General features: G+C 71.3%; 16 protein-coding genes and 4 pseudogenes. 14 read left to right on the top strand and 6 right to left on the bottom strand.

Annotated features, from left to right (window positions below; genetic code table 11):
• From ggt to CCN72_RS14525, 6 genes and pseudogenes are all read left to right on the top strand, one after another.
• Window positions 1-1,608: gamma-glutamyltransferase (ggt, locus tag CCN72_RS14545; protein ID WP_086807889.1), on the top strand; the 1,608-nt coding region annotated here is incomplete at its 5' end.
• A gap of 310 nt (window positions 1,609-1,918) precedes the next feature.
• A complete protein-coding gene (uppS, locus tag CCN72_RS14540) occupies window positions 1,919-2,689 on the top strand; it encodes a polyprenyl diphosphate synthase (protein ID WP_086807888.1) in 771 nt (256 codons plus the stop codon).
• Window positions 2,686-4,149, top strand: coding sequence for an oxygenase MpaB family protein (locus CCN72_RS14535; protein ID WP_086807887.1), 1,464 nt, complete (start codon window positions 2,686-2,688; stop codon window positions 4,147-4,149). The genes uppS and CCN72_RS14535 overlap by 4 nt, the downstream gene beginning before the upstream one ends.
• A 100-nt stretch (window positions 4,150-4,249) precedes the next feature.
• A pseudogene (locus CCN72_RS39010) lies at window positions 4,250-4,347 on the top strand.
• Window positions 4,348-4,481: 134 nt separating this feature from the next.
• On the top strand, window positions 4,482-5,522 hold the full coding sequence (locus CCN72_RS14530) for a LacI family DNA-binding transcriptional regulator (protein ID WP_086807886.1): 1,041 nt from the start codon (window positions 4,482-4,484) through the stop codon (window positions 5,520-5,522).
• Window positions 5,523-5,671: 149 nt separating this feature from the next.
• Entirely contained in the window at window positions 5,672-8,008 is a 2,337-nt protein-coding gene (locus tag CCN72_RS14525; protein WP_107430103.1) for a protein kinase domain-containing protein, read from the top strand.
• 643 nt (window positions 8,009-8,651) lie between these two features.
• Here CCN72_RS14525 and CCN72_RS39965 read toward each other — a convergent pair.
• Complete coding sequence (locus CCN72_RS39965; RefSeq protein WP_202441946.1) at window positions 8,652-8,960, bottom strand: hypothetical protein; 309 nt, start codon at window positions 8,958-8,960, stop codon at window positions 8,652-8,654.
• 259 nt (window positions 8,961-9,219) lie between these two features.
• Window positions 9,220-9,549: a DUF3224 domain-containing protein gene (locus CCN72_RS14515; protein WP_208638005.1), complete on the bottom strand. Its 330-nt coding sequence runs from the start codon at window positions 9,547-9,549 to the stop codon at window positions 9,220-9,222.
• A 207-nt stretch (window positions 9,550-9,756) separates the two neighbouring features.
• Between CCN72_RS14515 and CCN72_RS14510 the strand changes: the two genes are divergently transcribed.
• The 6 genes and pseudogenes from CCN72_RS14510 (at window position 9,757) to CCN72_RS41390 (ending at window position 13,152) form a co-directional block, all read left to right on the top strand.
• Window positions 9,757-10,371, top strand: a complete 615-nt coding sequence (locus CCN72_RS14510; RefSeq protein WP_244174224.1) for a hypothetical protein — start codon at window positions 9,757-9,759, stop codon at window positions 10,369-10,371.
• A gap of 236 nt (window positions 10,372-10,607) precedes the next feature.
• Window positions 10,608-10,760 carry a hypothetical protein gene (locus tag CCN72_RS39005; RefSeq protein ID WP_158101354.1) on the top strand — a complete coding sequence of 51 codons (153 nt, stop codon included), beginning with the start codon at window positions 10,608-10,610 and terminating at the stop codon, window positions 10,758-10,760.
• Window positions 10,757-12,178 (top strand): NAD(P)/FAD-dependent oxidoreductase, encoded by a 1,422-nt coding sequence (locus tag CCN72_RS14505; RefSeq protein ID WP_107430102.1) that lies wholly within the window; start codon window positions 10,757-10,759, stop codon window positions 12,176-12,178. The genes CCN72_RS39005 and CCN72_RS14505 overlap by 4 nt, the downstream gene beginning before the upstream one ends.
• Before the next feature lie 107 nt (window positions 12,179-12,285).
• Window positions 12,286-12,381, top strand: a pseudogene (locus CCN72_RS39000).
• Window positions 12,382-12,465: 84 nt separating this feature from the next.
• The gene (cpt, locus tag CCN72_RS14500) at window positions 12,466-12,999 is read left to right on the top strand and encodes a chloramphenicol phosphotransferase CPT (RefSeq protein ID WP_086807890.1); all 534 of its coding nucleotides are present in this window, start codon (window positions 12,466-12,468) and stop codon (window positions 12,997-12,999) included.
• A gap of 27 nt (window positions 13,000-13,026) precedes the next feature.
• Window positions 13,027-13,152: a hypothetical protein gene (locus tag CCN72_RS41390; RefSeq protein ID WP_272923099.1), complete on the top strand. Its 126-nt coding sequence runs from the start codon at window positions 13,027-13,029 to the stop codon at window positions 13,150-13,152.
• A 13-nt stretch (window positions 13,153-13,165) separates the two neighbouring features.
• On the opposite strand, the pseudogene CCN72_RS14495 reads toward CCN72_RS41390, so the two are convergent.
• Both CCN72_RS14495 and CCN72_RS14490 read right to left on the bottom strand, forming a co-directional pair.
• A pseudogene (locus CCN72_RS14495) lies at window positions 13,166-13,660 on the bottom strand (chloramphenicol phosphotransferase CPT family protein); the annotation flags it as partial.
• A gap of 204 nt (window positions 13,661-13,864) precedes the next feature.
• Window positions 13,865-15,385: a sodium:solute symporter family protein gene (locus CCN72_RS14490; protein ID WP_086807882.1), complete on the bottom strand. Its 1,521-nt coding sequence runs from the start codon at window positions 15,383-15,385 to the stop codon at window positions 13,865-13,867.
• Between the two features lie 324 nt (window positions 15,386-15,709).
• On the opposite strand from CCN72_RS14490, the gene CCN72_RS14485 reads away from it, so the two are divergent.
• Window positions 15,710-16,501 (top strand): IclR family transcriptional regulator, encoded by a 792-nt coding sequence (locus CCN72_RS14485; protein WP_086807881.1) that lies wholly within the window; start codon window positions 15,710-15,712, stop codon window positions 16,499-16,501.
• Window positions 16,502-16,576: 75 nt separating this feature from the next.
• Here the strand turns inward: CCN72_RS14485 and CCN72_RS14480 are convergent, their stop codons facing one another.
• Both CCN72_RS14480 and CCN72_RS14475 read right to left on the bottom strand, forming a co-directional pair.
• A complete protein-coding gene (locus tag CCN72_RS14480; protein ID WP_086807880.1) occupies window positions 16,577-17,845 on the bottom strand; it encodes a glucarate dehydratase family protein in 1,269 nt (422 codons plus the stop codon).
• Entirely contained in the window at window positions 17,842-18,762 is a 921-nt protein-coding gene (locus CCN72_RS14475; protein ID WP_086807879.1) for a 5-dehydro-4-deoxyglucarate dehydratase, read from the bottom strand. The genes CCN72_RS14480 and CCN72_RS14475 overlap by 4 nt, the downstream gene beginning before the upstream one ends.
• A 153-nt stretch (window positions 18,763-18,915) precedes the next feature.
• Between CCN72_RS14475 and CCN72_RS41530 the strand changes: the two are divergent.
• Window positions 18,916-19,048, top strand: a pseudogene (locus CCN72_RS41530) (NAD-dependent epimerase/dehydratase family protein); the annotation flags it as partial.

Genomic DNA, 19,048 nt, shown 5'->3' with positions numbered 1-19,048 from the left:
GTCGCCACCGCCGCCGCGCTCGGTGTCGTCGAGCCCTACTCGTGCGGTGTCGGAGGCGGCGGCTACTTCGTCCACTACGACGCCCGCACCCGCACCGTCCACACCATCGACGGCCGGGAGACCGGGCCGGCGCGTATGCGGTCCGACTCCTTCACCGACCCGGCCACCGGCAAGGCGATCCCCTTCGACGACGCGGTCAACTCCGGTCTGTCCGTGGGTGTTCCGGGTACCCCGGCGACCTGGCGGAAGGCGCTGGACACCTGGGGCACCGTCTCGCTGGCCGAGGCGTTGCGGCCGGCGATCCGGATAGCGGACGACGGGTTCATCGTCAGCGAGCAGTTCCGCGCCCAGACCGAGATGAACGAGGCCCGCTTCCGCGACTTCACCCCGACCGCCCGGCTGTTCCTGCCGAACGGCCGGCTGCCGGTCGTCGGCACCCTGTTCCGCAATCCTGAACTCGCCCGGACCTACCGGGAATTGGCGCGGACGGGCATGGACGCCATGTATCTCGGGGACATCGGGCGGGACGTGGTGCGCACCGTGCGGAACCCGCCGGTGGCCCCCGGTTCCACGCGCACGGTGCGCCGCGGCCTCATGGAGCGCTCGGACCTCGCCGCCTACCGGGCGATCCTGCGCGCTCCGACCCGTACGACGTACCACGGGCTGGACGTCTACTCCATGGCGCCGTCCTCCTCCGGCGGCACCACGGTCGGGGAGGCGCTGAACATCCTGGAGAACCTGCGTCTGTCGCCGGCCGACAAGGTGCGGGCGCTGCACGACTATCTGGAGGCCAGCCGGATCGCGTTCGCGGACCGCAACCGCTGGGTGGGCGACCCGGCGTTCTCCGACGTGCCCACGCGGGAACTGCTGGCGAAGGAGTACGCCAAGGACCGCGCCTGTCTGATCCGGCCCACCACCGCGCTGACCAGCCCCGTCGCCCCGGGCGACCCGCGCCACCCGGCAGGCTGCGCCGATCCGGGCACCGGCGTCCCCGAACCGTACGAGGGGCGGTCGACCACCCATCTGGTGGTATCCGACCGCTGGGGCAACGTCGTGTCGTACACGCTGACGATCGAGCAGACCGGCGGCTCGGCGATCACCGTTCCCGGTCGCGGGTTCCTGCTCAACAACGAGCTCACGGACTTCGACTTCACGCCCTTGCAGGCGGGGGTGCCCGACCCGAACCTGCCGGGCGCGGGCAAGCGGCCGCGCAGCAGCATGGCGCCGACGATCGTGCTGCGCGACGGCAGGCCGGTGATCGCCGTGGGCTCACCGGGCGGCGCGACCATCATCACCACCGTGCTCCAGACCCTCGTCAACCGTCTCGACCTCGGCATGACGCTGCCGGAGGCGGTCGCCGCGCCGCGTATCTCGCAGCGCAACGGCGCCGCCACGGAGGCCGAGCCCGCCTTCCTCGACTCACCGGACCGCCCCGCGCTCGAAGCGCTCGGCCAGCGCTTCGTCCTCGCTCCCCCGGCCTTCACCCCGTCCCCGGAGATCGGCGCCGTCGCCGCGCTGGAGTTCGGCTCCCACGGCAGGGTCACGGCGGTCGCCGAGCCGAAGCGGCGCGACGGCGGGTCGGCGATGGTGGTCCACCCGACCTCCTGAAGCGGCGCCGGCCCGGCGGCGAGGCGGTGCGGACGACCGCAACGACGGGGATGCCGGTACGACCCCCGCAGGGGCCGTACCGGCATCCCCGCAACCCGTGCGCGGGATTCCAGGCATGGCCGGTCGCGCGCCGGCCTGCGCCAGGTTCGAACGTCTGCGCCAAGGGTGAATAACCCCCTGCTGACCCACCGCACCCGGCCGCGGGATGGCAGTCTGCCATGTGGTGATCAGCTCATACACGCACGTCGGGGCGGGTGAAAGCTGACCCCGGATGGTGGGCGGTCGTCGTCGCGTGTGGTGGGGGGTAGGCATGGCGTCTCGGTCGGCCGATGAGGGCTCGGGCTCCTTACCCGAGGGTTTCGGCAAGGGCCCGGTACCTCGGCATGTCGCGTGTGTGATGGACGGGAACGGCCGGTGGGCGGCGCGGCGTTCGCTGCCGCGTACGGCAGGCCACCTGGCCGCGGAGAGTACGGTGATCGACGTCATCGAGACGGCGCGGTCGGCCGGGGTGGAGTGGCTGAGCCTGTACGCGTTCTCGACGGAGAACTGGCGTCGGCCCGATGACGAAGTCGCCTTCCTCATGCAGTTGATACGGCGCGCGGTGCGCAAGCACGCCCCGCTGCTGCAAGCGCGGGGGATCCGCTGCCGCTTCCTCGGCGTCACGCATCCGCGGATTCCCTCGGCGCTGGCCCAGGACTTCGCCGACCTGACGACCCTGACCGGCAGGAACCGGGGCATGACCCTGACCATCGCCTTCGACCACGGCGGGCGCCGGGACATCGTCGCGGCGGCACAGTCGCTGATCCGCGACGGGGTGCCTGCCGAGGCCGTGACCGAGGAGCTTTTCGCCGCGCACCTGCCCTTCCCCGACACACCGGACGTCGACCTGGTCATCCGTACCTCGGGGGAGCAGCGGATCTCCAACTTCATGCTCTGGCAGGTCGCCTACGCCGAATGGGTCTTCCCGTCGGTCCTGTGGCCCGACTTCCGCGCCTCGCACTTCCTTGACTGCCTGCACGCCTACCAGCAGCGCCGGCGCCGTTTCGGCGGCCTGCCACCGGAGCAGAACGGAGCACCGTGACCGTGAGCCACACAGCCGACGACGGCACTCAGCCACCCTTGTTCGGGCCGGGATCTCAGTTCCACGAGCTCTTCGACGACCCGCGCTGGGCCTTCGCCATGGTCCGGGCCACCGTGCTGGAGGCCGCGCACCCGCAGATCGGCGCCGCGCTCATCGACAACTCGACCTTCGTCACCCACCCTTGGCGCCGGTTGCGCAACACCTTCCTGAGTCTCCAGCGCATGTTCGGCGCCGACGACCAGGTGCGCGCCAAGGAGGCCGCGCGCCTCAATCGTCTGCACACCCGGCTGAAGGGAAAGGACGCGAACGACCGGCCGTACGACGCGATGGACCCCGGCGTACGGGCCTGGGTGGTCGCGACGCTGTTCGAAAGTGCCGTCACCATGTGCAGGTTGAGCGGCCGTCCGCTGTCGCCGAGCGCCGTGGAACGGCTGTACGGCGAATTCCGGGCGTATCACGCGGCCTTCGGCGACGAGACCGGTCAACTACCGCTCGCTCTCACTGAGTTCTGGGCCTACTACGACCAGATGGTGGAGGAGGAGCTGGAGAACACCGAGGCGATGCGCATCATCCTCTACAAGCTCTTCGACCACCTCCCCGCTCCCCCGCTGCTCAACGGACTTCCCACCCTGTGGGCGCTCGGCCGGGCCGTCGTCGGCCCCGCCCTCGGAGCGATCACGGTGGCCTCTCTCCCCGAATCCTTCCGGCGCCGGGCCGGCCTGCCGGAACTGCTCGGCGCGGGAGCCCTGATGCAGGGCGCCTACCTGACCGTCGACCTGGCCCGCTTCCTGCCCGAGGGCTGGCTGCGGGCCCAGAACATCGCCGACCTGCTGGCCCTCTCCCCCACCAGCGACGACCCCCGGGCCAGGACCGTCACGGCCCTGCACGAGCGGATGCGGCGGGCGGGCGCCCTGCTCCGCCTCATCACCCCCACGTCCTTCCGCCCCGCCCCCGAGACGCCGTCGTCGGGGCAGCGCAGCGCGGAGGAGTTCTTCCGCGACGTACTCGACCAGACCGGCGACGGATACCTCACCTGGCCCGATCTCGCCGCCATGGCACGGGAGTTGTGCGGACGCCTCGAACTGGACGAACCCGCGGAGACCCGGCTGTACGACGCCTTCGCCGACTGGTGGCGTGAGCTCCAGACCGCCCTCGACACCGACGGCGACGGCCGTGTCAGCGCCGAGGAGTACGCCGCCGCCGCGCCCTCCCTGGCCGGACCCGCGCTGATCAGGACCGCCGAGGTCCTCTTCGACGCCGCCGACAAGGACGGTAACGAGCGCATCGACGAGGCCGAGTACCGCGCCCTGTTCCGCACCGCGTTCCACCGCGACACCACCGGCGAAGCCACCGACGGCACCACCGTCTACACCCGCGGTGCCTTCGTCCGGGACTTCCTGTCCTTCATGTCCGGCCGCCGACTCTCCACCCCTTACGACCCCCTCCTCGCCGAGGCCTGAACTCCCGTCCCGGCAGCGGGTGTCAGCACCGCGTCAGTGCCCTCTGCCACTCTCTTCCCTGTGAACGGCGGACGGGAGGAACACCTGCCGCCGGGAACGAGGAGAGGTGCCCGGAGTGGTTTATCGGGGACCAGCGAGCATGTCTCGAGGTCGGGCCTCCCGGGGCCCACGCAGGTTCAAATCCTGCCCTCTCCGCCACGTGCCCCACCGCCCGGGGCACGCTGCTCTTCACCGCTCGCCGCTCACCAGTGCGTCCCTACCGCCCCGCTCCCCGACCCCCACCGTTGGAGAGAATGGGTCCGGTTTCGGGAACGACGAGGTGGGAGTCGGGTATGGCACGCGACGGCGGTCCGGTGACACTGCGCGGCATCGCGGAACGGCTCGGGCTGCACGTCTCGACGGTCTCCCGCGTCCTCAACGGCCCCACCGGGGAACAGGGCCGCGCCGCGTCGACCGAGACGGTACGGCGGATCCGCGATCTGGCCGACGAACTCGGCTACCGCCCCAACCCGCACGCCACCAGCCTGCGCACTCGGCGCAGCAACCTCGTCGGGGTGCTCTTCCCCCGGCTGTCGGAGATCGTGGTGGCCACCATCTACGAGGGCGTGGAGGAGGAGGCGACCACGCAAGGGCTGTCCACGTTCGTCACCAACACCCACGACGACCCCGCGATCCAGCGCGAACGCATCGCCATGGTCCTGGGCCGCCGGGTCGACGGCCTCATCATCGGCGACGCGCACCTGGACGGGGCCGCACTGGCCGACCCCGCCCTTGACTCGACACCCTTCGTGCTCGTCAACCGCCGCGCCGACTCCAGCCATCCGGCGGTCACATGCGACGACCACCAGGGCGGTCGGCTCCTGGCCGAGCACTTCCTGTCCCTGGGGCACCGCCGGGTGGCCGTCGTCGCCGGTGAGCCCTTCGCCAGCACCGGCACCGACCGCACCAGCGGCTTCACCGACCGCTACCGCGAGGCCGGTCTGCCCGTGCCCGCCCACCGGGTACGGCACTGCTCCTTCGACACGGCGGGCGGCCGCCGGGCCGCCCTCGAACTGCTGACGGACGCCGACCGGCCGACCGCCGTCTTCGCCGTCAACGACCTCGCGGCGATCGGCGCCATGGGTGCCGCCCGCGACCTGGGCCTGCGGCTGGGCGAGCACCTCGCGCTGGCCGGGTTCAACGACACCCCTCTCGCCGCCGAACTCCCCGTGCCGCTCACCAGCGTCCGCTCCCCCATGGCGGAACAGGGCAGACGGGCCGTACGGCTGCTGCTCCGCCGCATCGCGGGCGAGCCCGTCGCCTCGCAGACGCTCACGCCGCAGCTCATGGCGCGGGCCTCCACGGGCACGCCGGTCGGTCCTGACCTACGGTGAGCACGGCGCCGTGGACCCGCCCCGCTGACGCCCCCGAATCGATGTGCCAGAACCCCGCGGGCCCCCTTGCCCAAACGATTGGCGCAAACGATTGGGCGGAGCATACTGACCCCTCGACAGGCGTCCGGCACGGCCTTGGGGGTGGCCCGATGAGATGGTTCGGCAGACGGCGCGAGGGGACGGGTGATCCCGGCGCCGGTCCCCGCGAGAAGTCGGTCGGGGCCCTGCGGGAGGGCAGCAAGGCGGCCGAGCTGATCGGCCGGCAGGGCGATGCGGCAGAGGCCGCCGCGCGGTACACGGCACTGGTCGCGCGGGCGGAACGCGATCTGGGGCCGCGGGACACCGACACCTGGGCGTTACGGCATCAACTGGCCCACTGGATCGGTGAGTCGGGGCTACCGGAGGCCGCCGTACGGCAGTTCACCCAGTTACTGGCCGATCGGGAGCGGAACCAGGGACCGCGCCATCGGGACACCGAGCTGGCCCGGCATCAACTGGCCCACTGGCACGGCCGGTCGGGGCGGCCGGAGGAGGCCGTACGACGGTACGAGGCCATGCGCAAGACGGCCGAGCGGGAGAACCGCACCGAGGCGGCGCTCACCCTGCTGTGCGACGTGGGCTACTGGCAGCAGAAGTCGGGCGACAACGCGGCCGCGCTGCGCGCGTTCTCCCACATGCTGAAGACCGCCCAGGAGGAGTTCGGACCCGACCACCAGCTCGTCAACATCGCACGCCAGCGCTATGCCGAGGTCGCCGGCAGCCTGCCGTTCGGCAACGAGGGCGGCCAGGACGGACTCCAGGACCTCCGTGCGACGGCCGCCGCCGTCGAGGCCGCGGGAGACCTCCAACGCGCGGCCCGGATGTACGAACAGATCGCCGCGCGCTGCGAACAGCTCTACGGGCCGGGCAGCCCCGACACGCTCTCCGCGCTCGTCGTCCAGGCGCAGGCCGCGGTGACGGCGCGGGACTACGCGACGGCCGTCGACTCCTTCGGCAAGGTCCTCGCCTGCATGGAACTCCAGGGCCAGGGACCGGGATCACCGGAGTACGGCATCCTCCGCGGTCAGCGCGACGAGCTGGCCCGGATGGCCCGGCACGCGGTGCTCCGTATCGCACAGCCCACCGCGACGCTGCTCGGCGAGAGCGTGCAGGGCGCACCGGAGACGCTCTGCGCGGTGCTGGCGCGCGAGCCCGGCGCGGCTCACTCGACCCGGCTCTCGGTGGTGAACGACGGTGCGGACGACGTGGGTTGGCGCCGCTGGACCGTCGAGCAGTGGACGGCCCTGCTGCGGAACCTGTCCCGGCGGGGGTACGACGCGACGGCCCTCTGCTTCGCCCGCGACGATCTGCGCCCGACGCCCGAAGAGGCCCTTGTGTGCGAGCGGTTGAGGCTGCCGGGCGTCTATGTGTCCCGTCTGGGCGAGGAGAACGTACGGATCGACGCGTACGTCTTCGCGGACGGCGAGCCGACGGCGGCGCATGTCGTCCTGGTGGCGGACGAGCGGCCCGAGTCGGCCGAACGGGAGCTGCGGAAGCGGTTGTCCGCCGAGGCCGCGGACGACAGGATCGCCTTGCATCCGGGGGCCGCGGCGATCGGGACCTGGCGGGAGATCGAACGGGCGCGACGGGCCGCCGGTGCGGACGAAACGCCGGTCCTCGGCGCGTACGAGGTGCTGGAGTGCGTCGGCGAGGGCGGCTTCGGGCGGGTCTATCTGTGCCAGGACCCCGATGGGCTGATGGTCGCGGTCAAGACGCTGCACGCCCATCTCGCGGCGGCGCCCCCGATCAAGCAGGGCTTCGCCCACGAGGTGCGGGCGGCGCTGCGGGTCGGAGGACGGTTCACCGTGCCGGTGATCGCCGCGGACACCGAGGGGCCGGTGCCGTGGATGGCGGTGCCGTACGTGTCCGCGCCCTCGTTGCAGGAACTCGCCGACCGCTGCGGGCCGTTGGAGCCGGAGCTGGTGCGCACGCTGGGTGCGGGCATCGCCCTCGCGCTCAGTGCCATCCACGCCGAGGGCATCGTGCATCTCGATCTCAAGCCGGCCAACGTACTGCTGACCGAGGACGGCCCACGGGTCATCGACTTCGGCATCGCCCAGATCGAGCGGCTCACCGAGCCACGGCGCGGCTTCGCCGGCACCTATGCGTACGCCTCCCCGGAGCAGTTGCGCGAGCAGCGGACGTTCACATCCGCAAGCGATGTGTTCTCCCTCGGTACCGTCCTCGCCCGCCTCGCGCTGGGCCACAGCCCCTGGGGGTGGGGCACCCCGGCCGTGGTCGCCGCCATCCGGGCCGGCACCCCTGAACTCGCCGGACTGCCCAGTGACCTCGCGGCGGTGGTCCGGTCCTGCTTCCATCCCGATCCGGGCCGCCGACCGAGCGCAGCCGCCGTGGCCGAGGCGCTGGTCCCGGGGGCCGGCGCGGGCAGGCTCGACCCACCACGCCTGTCGGAGGAGGCGCGGGCGCTGATGGCGGAACGACGCTGAGGACCCGCACCCTCCCCGCTCTTCGCGGACACGAACTCCATGGATCGGGTTCCGGGCCGGAGTGCGCCGGCCCGGAACCCGATGACTCCACTGTGCCGCGCCCGGCCGAGCCGCGCGATTACCTCACAGGTAATGACATGCCGGAATGACCTGCAACAGGCCATGAAGAAGGGCATATGGCAGCCCAAAGAATATCCAAGCGATGAACATCGGACGCGCCCCTGTCCAACCGGGCCCGACATCACGGAATTCGACACCTGGTGCGACCGCTCGGGATGTCGCCGATCTATCAAGTCGGCAGCACACCAGGGGAGTTATCGGCAGGTTACGTCCTCGGGGGCGGATCCCTACGTATGCGGATCCTCCGGAATCCCTGATCGTCACGGCGGACCAGTACGACACGGCGATGAAATCGCGACCGCCGATGGGTGGTGTGCGGGCGGTAGACGGTCCCGGCCGGGGGAACGATCGACGACTTCCATCGCCACCGTGGGTGACCGCAGCCGGGGCTCCGCCTCCCTGCGCCAGAGCGTGGCCTCGAAGTCGGTCAGGGCGCGCCCGCGCACCTCCAGCAGGCTGCCCGGGACCGATCCCGCCGGACCCGCGCCCGCTGAAGGTCACCAGCACGCACGGGAGTTCGCCGTCACCCCTCGCCCTCAGCTCCACCGATCCAGCCGTCGTTGCTCCGATGGCGGTCCAGTCCCACGGCGCCGAATTCGTCCTCGCCCGGGCTCCTTCTCGCGCCGAGTCGCCGTAGCGCCCCCGAGATCGGACTGACCGACCGGGAGAACCACTTCTTCGTCGGCGCGTCCAGCGGTCCCAGAACCAATTCCCCGTCGGCCCAGACCGCGGCGCGTTGCTCACCCGTGCCGCCGAAGTACTCGGCCTCCACATAGGCCACCGGGCCCGCGGCGGACCACCGGGCGAGCAGCTTCTCGAAGCCTCCCGGCAACCGCCAGAAGCCCAGGGCCCCTCGGTTCCGCCGTCCGTGGCCGCGTCGAACACCTCGTCCGTCATCGGCATCAGCGACAGGCCCTGGCGAAGGGGGGCCACCCTGGCGCCGGGAACGTCCCGCGACACGGCACGGAGCAATTCGTCCCTCGCGATCACCGCCTGCACTTCATAACCCACCCCGGGGCCCTCCCTCATCAGTCGGCAATCTCCTTCACGGCACCACGGGCTGAGGAGACTCTCGCTTGCGAAGGGCTCGGTCAGCCTGCCGTCGGCAACTCATAGTCGAACCAGATGTGATGCGTCCCCTCGCCGTCCACGGTGATGCCTCCGGCGCCGTGGATTCCGGCCAGTTCCCCCGTGCCACTGGTGGGCACGACGGTGAAGAACTCCGCCGTACGGTCGCTGCCCGAAGTCGTCGCCGAGTGCGCGAAGCTGAAGGAACCGGACCGGCCGCACAGGAAGCCTTCGAACGACTCCATGGCCACGTACGTGCCGACGCCGGTCGTCTGGTCGAACGCGGCGGTGAACAGGGTCGCCGAGCGCCCGACGACCTCGCCGTCACCACCCCCGGGCCCGCCCGGCCACAGCTCGGTCGGGGCGAACGCTTTGACGGTGAACGTTCCTGTAGCTCTCCTGCGGCGACCGCCTCGGTGCGGTCCGGCGTGGAGCGTCGAGCCCGCGCGCCCTTCGTCAGCGATCGTTCTTTGGCCAATAAACGATCATTGAACTCACGTCGGTTGCGCATAGGGTGCCATGAGCATTGCAGCAGTCCCGCGAGCTCTGGGAGCACATCGGTGGAGTCGACGCCGCTGCCCGAGACCCTTCGGCATCTTGACGCCCTGATCCAGCAGGGGGGCCTCGCACGGTCGGAGTTCCTCGACGCCAGACGGCTGGCGGTCAGGACCGCGTTGCCCGAGGACGTCGTAGACACACTGCTGCGCGGTGGACAGCCGCCCGCCGAGACCGTCAACGAGCGGGTCCGGTCACGGATCAAGGCGCTCGCGGACGACCGGCTGGCCCGCACGGGTCAGCGGATGTCGGACCTCGCGGGCGCCATTTCCCGGCAGTTGGGGGTCTCCGCGTTCTGGGCCCGGCAGGTCTGCGCGGGCGACAAGGTGCCCAGCGTGGAACTGCTGCACGGCCTGGTCGACTTCTTCGGCGTCGAGGGGGGCGAGGCGTTCTTCACCGCGTCGGCCGACGAGGCCCTCGACCGAGAGCTGCGATCTCTGCTCGCCGCGCGGTCCACGCCCGAGGGCCGGGCGGTCGTACCGTCGGCCTCGCCGGGCCGCGACGACGTACGCGGCCTCGCCCTTCGGCAGGCACGGGACCTGCCGGAGCAGCGCTGGAACGTGCTCAACGCGACGCTGAAGGCCCTGCTGGAACTCGACGATCAAGAGGGCGACCGGTGAGCGCGTCCGCGAAGGCGATGCGGCGGCTCAGCGCCCAGCTGACCGCCAGCGGGTTGTGGGCGGACCGGTCGAGCCATGATCTGATCGTCTACGAGGAGAACATGCGCACTGCCGCCGGTCGGGCCCCGAGCACCACGGAACGCCCAGGCCGTACGGATGCGGCGCCAACTCGCTCCCATGTGGCGGCTGTTGCGTGACGTACCCACCCCCGGCGCGATCCGTTCCGCACTGCCCTGGTGGTGCACTCCCCCGACCGGACGCCGGACGCGCCCGGCTCGGCGGCCTGGCGTTCCAAGGACCTGGTCCCGCTGTCCGTCGCGCTCGGCTCGCCCGTCGTCCAGGACTTCCGCGCACACCACCGTTTCCTCGCAGAAAGCAGCCGATCATGAGTGAAACCGTCCGGCACAGCCACGCCCGCGCCGTCGTCATCGGCGGCAGTATGGCCGGGATGCTGGCCGCGGCCGCCGTCAAGGACCAGGTCGGATCGGTGGAGATCATCGAGTGCCACGATCTTCCCGAGGGGCCCGGGCCGCGCGTCGGTGTCCCCCAGGCCGTCCATATCCATCTCCTCCAGTCCGGGGGCGTGGACGCGCTGGAGGAGCTGCTACCCGGCGTGATCGACCAGTTGGCGGCCTCGGGGGCGCATCGCATTCCGGTGACCACCAATATGATCATCTACTCACCCGAGGGCTGGTATCGGCGCTGGCGGCGCGCCACGCATCGGCTGATGACCGCGAGCAGGGACCTGACGGACCATGTCGTCAGGGAGCAGGTGCTCAAAGAACCTCATGTCAATGTCCGTACGCGGTCCCGGGCGATCGGGCTGCTCGGCGACGGGCGCCGGGTCACCGGAGTGCGCATTCGGACCTCGGGCGAGGGCGAGGGCGAACGCGAGACCGAGCTGCGTGCCGATCTGGTGATCGACGCGTCCGGCCGGGCCTCCCGGATGCCCCAGTGGCTCGCCGAGCTGGGGATCGGCGGACTTGCCGAGGACCGCGTCGACTCCGGTCTCGTCTACGCCAGCCGTATGTACCGCGCTCCCGTCTCCACCCACGGCTGGCCGGTGGTCAGTGTGTACGCCGATCCGCGGCTGCCCGAGCCGGCCAGTGCCGGCGGCATCCTGCCGATCGAGGGCGACCGCTGGCACGTCGGCCTGATGGGGGCCCCCGGTGGGCAGCCCACCCGGGACGCGGACGCCTTCGAGGCCTTCGCGCGTACCCTGCGGCATCCGATCATCGCCGACCTCCTCGCACGCGCCGAGCCGCTCACCGACGTCAGCGTCACGCACAGCACGGCCAACCGGCGCCACTACTACGAGCGGCTCAGGACCTGGCCCGAGGGGCTGGTGGCGCTGGGCGACTCCGTCGCGGCGTTCAACCCCATGTACGGCCAAGGACTTTCGGTGATCGCGCAGGGCGCGCTGGCGCTGCGCGAACTGGCCAGGGGCGGGCTGGTCCCGGGGTTGTCGCGGCGCGCCCAGCGGGCGATCGCGCGGCCGGTCGAGGCGGCGTGGGCGCTGACCGTCGGACAGGACATCCACTTCGCCACGACCACCGGCAAGAACCCGCGCTTCACCGACCGGCTGCTGCAACGCTACGTCAACCGTCTCTCCCTCACCGCGACCGGCTCCTTCCGCACGGCCACGGCCCTGACCGACGTACTGGCCCTGCACGCTCCTCCCACGTCCCTGGTCCGGCCCGGCGTGCTGCTCTCCGCCCTGGTGGGACCCCTTCGGCCGCAGTTGGAGGGGCCGCAGTTCACACCGGAGGAGCTGAGGCTCCTCGACGGCGTGCGCGAGCGATCGTAGACCGGAGCGGGGGTGCCAGGATCAGCGCCGCGTCAGCCGCCCGTCAGCGGGCCGTGCCACTCTCTTTCCTGTGAACGGTTCGGGGCGCCACCCGGAACCGGGAACAGGGAGAGGTGCCCGGAGCGGCTTATCGGGGACCACCGAGCCACGCCTCATGGTCGGGCCCTACGGGGCCCACGCAGGTTCAAATCCTGCCCTCTCCGCCGGAGTCGTCAGCCGACAGAAGCCCGCCGAAGCTGGGCGGAAACACGTTTCCCGTGTCGCCCGGACGCCTCTACTGTGGCGCGGTGACGACTCAGGTGATCGTGATCAACGGCGGTTCCAGCGCGGGGAAGTCCGGGATCATCCGGTGCCTCCAGGCGATCCTGCCCGATCCTTGGCTGGCGCTCGGGACGGACACCATGGTGGAGGCGCTGCCCGCGCCCCTGCGGGGGTCGGACGGCGGGATCGAGTTCGCCGCGGACGGACAGGTCTGCGTCGGGCCCGAGTTCCGGGCGCTGGAGGCTGCCTGGATCGAGGGAATCGCCGCGATGGCCCGTGCGGGCGCGCGGGTTGTCGTCGATGAGGTCTTCCTCGGCGGGCCCTCCTCGCAGCGGCGATGGCAGCAGGCCCTGGGCGGGCTGCGGGTGCTGTGGGTCGGCGTCCGGTGCGATGCCGCGGTGGCGGCGGACCGTGAACTCGCGCGCGGTGACCGGGCGGTGGGGATGGCGGTCGCCCAGGCGGCGGTGGTCCACCGCGGCGTGACGTACGACCTGGAGGTCGACACCACGCACACGGAGGCGATGGAGTGCGCCCGAGCCATCGCGGCACGGCTCGAGTGACCTGCCCCCTCAAGTTCAGCTCAGAACATGCGCGTACGGCGGGAGGCCCGCGAGGCAGAACACCGCAGCGCGCACAACCGTGACGCCAACCTGGCCCAGCACTACATCCCGACCGGACCGCAGATCCCCACGAGCGGACCCGGCAACATGTGAGCGGCGGGCAAGGTCAGTACAGCCTGACGGCCTCCGGACCAGGGGCCGTCAGGTCGGGGCGCAGTTTCGCGCGGAGCTGCTCGAACGCCGTCGGGGTCGGGCGTCGGGGCAGGAACGCGCTGATCCGCCGGGCGCTGTCCAGGGGGCTCGTCGAGGTGGTGTCGCATTCGATGTCGTACAGGCCGTGTGCGTGGACGCGTTCGAACTGCCGCGCCGCCAGGCCCTCCGGGCGGTCGCCGCGTGCCCGTTCACGCCGGTGGAGTTCGTCCAGCGAGCAGTGCACGCCGACGAGGACGACATCCTCGGCGGTGAAGAGCTCCAGGCAGTCGAGCAGGCGCCATTCCTCGCTGAGCACATGGTCGACCACGACGTGGTTGCCGGCCGCGGCCATGCCGGCGACCGCGCGGTGGAAGCCCATCCAGGTGCGCCTCAGAATGGCGGGCAGCTCTTCCGGGTCGACCTCCCGGCGCGTTCGCATCGCGTGGAAGGCGTCCACCGGCAGATGGAAACTCAGGGGCGCCGAGGTCCTGGCCGGTCCGGCTGTGGGGGCCCGGTGAGGTGACCGGCATTCACACCTTCGACCCGGACAGCCCTCCGGCCCTTGAGTTGCTTCAGCGGTTCCGGGACTCCGTGCCCGGCCCCGCTGTCTGACGAGTCCCTGCGGAGGAGACCTGGGCGGGACCGGGCAGGGCCGACGGCTTTCCATTCGAGGTCAGTCGGTCGCGGGGACCAGCGGAGGTGTGGGGCCCTCGGGGGCCGGGATGTCCGCCGCCGCGCTCACCGCCGCCGTGATCTCGTCCGCGGCCGGCGACGGCTGGGGCAGGAGCAGGCCGATGACCAGGTACAGGACGAGGGAGGTCGCCAGCGGGGTGGCGATGGTGAGGGTCTGGTCGGTGCTGTCGAGGACGTACTTCACCAGGACGAAGCTCGCCAGGCCGCAGCCCCAGGAGATCAGCGCGGCCAGCGAGCCCCAGCGGCGGAACGCCGGGAGCAGGCCGAGCAGCATCGGGATGGAGATCGGGCCCATCACCGCGGCGACCAGGGCGGTGATGATGCCGAGCGGGCCGCCGAAGTGGCTCGCCTCCATGGCGACCACCATGCTCACCGCGATGAACGCGACCGTGCAGATACGCGCGGCGAGCAGCCCGCTCCTGGCGCTGAGCGCCCGGCCCCGGCGGGCGACGGCCGGGATGATGTCCCGGACGACCACGGAGGCGATGGCATTGGCGTCCGAGGAGGCCATGGCCATGGTGTGCGAGAACATGCCGGCCAGGGTCAGTCCGACCAGACCGGCCGGGAGCAGGTTCTCGGCCATCAGCGCGTACACCTGCTGCGGGTCCGCGATGTGCGGCATCAGTACCGGGCCGACGACGGACGGGAACAGCAGCACGGCGGGCCAGATCAGATAGAGGGCCGCGGACAGGAGGGCCGAGCGCTTGGCGGCGGGGGCGGAGTCCGTGGCCATGTAGCGCTGGGCCAGGTTCCACATGCCGCCGTTGTACTCGAAGAGTTTGACGACCACGTACGCGGTGAGGAAGCCGGCCGTGTACGGGCCGACCAGCGGGTGGGTGTGGTCGGCGGGCAGCCGGTGCCAGATCGAGCCGAGGCCGGAGAAGCCGCCCACATGGTTCAGCGTGATGATCACCATGGAGAGCGCGGCGACGCCCTGGATGATGAACTGCCCGAAGTCGGTGAGGGCGTCCGCCCACAGGCCGCCGACCGTGCAGTAGACCAGGGTGACGACGCCGGTGATCAGGATGCCGATGTCGAGCGAGACCCCGGTGAACACATTCAGCAGGATGGCGACCGAGGCCCACTTCGCGGCGACGTCGAACACCTTGAGCAGCGCACCGCTCCAGGCCAGCGCCTGCTGGGTGGCGATGTTGTACCGGCGGGCCAGGTATTCGAGCGGTGAGGCGACGTCGTAACGGCGGCGCAGCCGGTTCCAGCGCGGGGCGAACAGCCAGGCGCCGGCACCGGTCGCGAGGGCGAGCGGCAGGAACGCCCAGACGTAGATGGTGATGCCGTAGCTGTAGGCGACCGCCGCGTAGGCGACGAACACCGCGGCGCTGTAGCCCGACATGTGGTGGGAGATGCCGGACAGCCACCAGGGCATCCGGCCGCCGCCGGTGAAGTAGTCGCTCACATCGCTGACGCGCTTGTGCGACCACAGGCCTATGAACAGCATCACCACGAAGTAGCCACCGAGGGCCACCCAGTCCGGCCAAGCCATGCGAACTCCTCGATGCCGACGGCCGTCGGCGGTAGCGAACGGTAGGGCGGTAGGAGTGAAAGGCCGTGGATGAGCGCCGACGGCCCCGACCTCCATCGGCATGGACGGAAGCTCGACTTGACCAAGTCGTCTACATATGTAGACTCAGTTCTCATCCATGCTTTTTAGCGCGCACGTTAGCCTGGCGTACAGGGGCGGTCAATGTTTCGGGAGGTTTTCGTTGACGCGACGGGGAGAAGGCGCCGTGCTCGGTGAGACGGGGGCGCCGACTGCGGTCAGGGAAGCCCGAGTTGACGGCCGAGAGGCCGGAACGGGGTGGCGCGCATGACCGGGACAGGTGACGCCGGACGCGGGCCGGTGAAGTCGGCGGAACGCACCGTCCAGATCATGGAAGTGCTCGCGGCCTCACCGGAGCGGCTCACCCTGGGCCGGCTCCAGGAGCTCACCGGATACCCGCGCTCCAGCCTGTACGCGCTGCTGCGCACCCTGGTGGCGCTGAAGTGGATCGAGGTCGAGGAGGGCGGCGAGGCGGCCGGCTTCGGCATCGGCCCGCGCGCCCTGCTGTGCGGCACGGCGTACCTGGACCGGGACCCGGCGCTGCCGTACGCGGTGCGCCAGATCGAGCAGTTGCGCGCGGACGTCGGCTACACCACCCATTACGCCCGTCTCGACGGCACGAACGTCATCTACCTCGCCACCCGCGAGGCCACGGACTCCCGTCGGCTGACCTCCCGGGTGGGCCGCCAACTCCCGGCGCACGCCACGGCGTTGGGCAAGGCCCTGCTCTCCGAGCTGACCGCGCGGGAGGTGGACGCGCTGCTGTCCGAGCAGCCCCTGGAGGCGCTCACCCCGCACACGGTCACCCGCCGCCCGGCCCTGCGCGAGGAGCTGGAGCAGACGCGGACCCGCGGCTGGGCGCTGGAGAGCGAGCAGAACACGCCCGGGCTGTGCTGCGTCGCCGCGACGGTGTCGTACCGCATCCCGGCGACCGACGCGATCAGCTGCTCGATCCCGCTGGACCACGCCACGGACCAGGAGGTCGAACGGGTCGCCGAGGCGGTCACCCGGCATGCCACGGAGCTGGCGGGGACACTGCGGCGGAACGGCATCCGCTGAGATCCGTTCCGCACGCCCGTGCCCGCTACGTGCACTCCCATGCCCGCTACGTGAGTCTCCCGCGGGCCGGGGACCTCACCAGCGGGGGACCTTCTTCTCGTACGACGGATCGATGCGCCGCATGTATCCGGTGTCGTCGCGGTCGCGCAGGCCACAGGAGACGTACTGCTCGTGCAGGCGGGCCAGCGCGTCGCGGTCGAGTTCGACGCCGAGTCCCGGGGCGGTGGGTACGGCGACGGAGCCGTCGCGGAACTCCAGGGCGCCCGGTGCGACGACCTCCTCGGTCTTCCACGGCCAGTGGGTGTCGCAGGCGTACGTCAGGTTCGGTGTGGCCGCCGCCAGATGGGTCATCGCGGCAAGGCTGATGCCGAGATGCGAGTTGGAGTGCATGGACAGACCCAGGTCGAAGGTGTCGCAGATCCCGGCGAGCACCTTCGAGCGCTGGAGGCCGCCCCAGTAGTGGTGGTCGGAGAGGACGACCTGGACCGCGTCCAGGGCCACGGCGGGCTTGAGTTCGTCGAAGGCGACCACGCACATGTTCGTGGCGAGCGGCATGGGCGCCTCGCGGGCGACCCGGGCCATGCCTTCCTGTCCCGGCGTGGGGTCCTCCAGGTATTCGAGGACGCCGTCGAGTTCGCGGGCGACCATCAGCGAAGTGTCCACCGTCCAGGCGGCGTTCGGGTCGAGCCGCAGCGGCCGGTCGGGGAACGCCTCGCGCAGGGCGCGGACCGCCTCGATCTCCTCCTCGGGCCGGAACACACCGCCCTTGAGCTTGATGGCCGTGAATCCGTAGTCGTCGATCATGCGCCGCGCCTGCGCCACGATGCCGTCGGGGTCGAGCGCCTCGCCCCAGGGATCGGGCTCGCCGCCGGGGTGCGCGTCCCATTTGTAGAACAGGTAGGCGCTGAACGGCACTTGGTCCCGTACGGCGCCGCCGAGCAGGTCGGAGACCGGGCGCCCGGCAGCCTTGCCCTGGACGTCCAGGCAGGCGACCTCGAACGGCGAGAAGACCCGGTCCACCGTGCTGCTGCTGGTGATCATGCCGGTGAGGCCGTGGCCGTCGCTGCCGGTGTCCCCGCCGAGCGCGGCCGCGACCGCGGCGTACATCCGGCCCAGGCGGTGGACGTCCAGGCCCACCAGGGCGTCGGCGGCCTGCCGCAGCCTGCGCAGATGGCCCTGGTCGGCGTAGGTCTCACCGAGGCCGGTGATCCCCTGATCGGTGTGCACCTCCAGCACGGCGCGCAGCGCGTACGGCTCGTGCACGCCGACCGCGTTGAGCAGGGCCGGGTCACGGAAGGCGACGGGAGTGAGGGTGACGTCGGTGATGCGGATCGCGTCGCTCATCGGGCGAAGTCCTCCACCAGGGCCAGGCCCGCGTCGGTGATCCGGCGCAGGGCGTCGAGGTGTTCGGGGGCCGGGTCGACCAGCGGGGGCCGCACCCCGCCGACATCCAGGCCCTGTTGGCGCACGCCGGCCTTGACCAGCGAGACGGCGTAGCCCGGGACCAGGTCGCGCAGGGCCACGAGCGGGTGGAAGAACTCCCTTTGCAGCCGCTCCGCTTTGGCCGCCTCCCCCTTCTCGACCGCCTGGTAGAAGGCGTTGGAGATCTCGGGGGCGAAGCAGAAGACGGCGGAGGAGTACAGGGTGACGCCAATGCCGCGGTACGCCGGGACGGTCACCTCGGCGGTGGGCATGCCGTTGAAGAACTGGAACTCCTTGCCGCTGCCCGCGAGTTCATGGCGTACGGCGGTCACGATGCGGGAGAGCCGGTCGAGGTCGCCGACGCCGTCCTTGAAGCCGACCACCTTGTCGTGGCGGGCCAGTTCGGCGGCGGTCTCGGCGTCGAAGCGGGCGTTTGAGCGGTTGTAGACGATGAGCGGCAGTTCACCGGCGTCCGCGACCTCGCGCGCGTAGGCGGCGAGTCCGGCCGCCGGGGCCTGGACCAGGTAGGGCGGCAGCAGGAGCAGGCCGTCGGCGCCCGCGTCCTGAGCGATGCGCGCGTACCGGCGGGCCAGCGGCAGCGGGCCGCCGGTCCCGGCGTACACCGGGACGCGGCCGGCCACGGTCTCCACCGCGGTGCGCACCGCCTCGCCGTACTCGTCGGGGCTCAGCGCGTGGAACTCACCCGTACCGCAGGCGACGAAGACCCCGCCGGGGCCTGCGGCCAGGCCGCGACGCAGATGCTCGGCCAGCACCTCCCGGTCGACCTGCCCGGACGCCGCGAAGGGCGTCACCGGAAAGAACAGCACGCCGTCGAACATGGGCACGTGACACTCCTCGTCGTCTACATATGCAGACAGGCTCCACATTTGCGAACTTGCCTTTGAACTGTAAGACTCGCCCCGGAGTACGGTCAAGACGCCCATGGACACGCCGGGCCGCCTCGGGGCCGGCCCGAAGTCGCCACGAAGGAGATGAGGCGAGTGAGTCAGCGCATCGTGATCACCGGAGCCGCGGGAGGGGTCGGCACCCTGCTCCGCCCCCGGCTGGCTCGCGCGGGCCGGACCCTGCGGCTGCTCGACGTGGCGCCGGTACCGGCGGCGGCCG

Origin of the sequence: Streptomyces murinus, assembly GCF_002154555.1 — a bacterium.
In the GTDB taxonomy this organism is placed as follows: domain Bacteria; phylum Actinomycetota; class Actinomycetes; order Streptomycetales; family Streptomycetaceae; genus Streptomyces; species Streptomyces murinus.
Note: the sequence above shows the minus strand (reverse complement) of the source record. Positions and strands in the feature narration are given on the sequence as shown.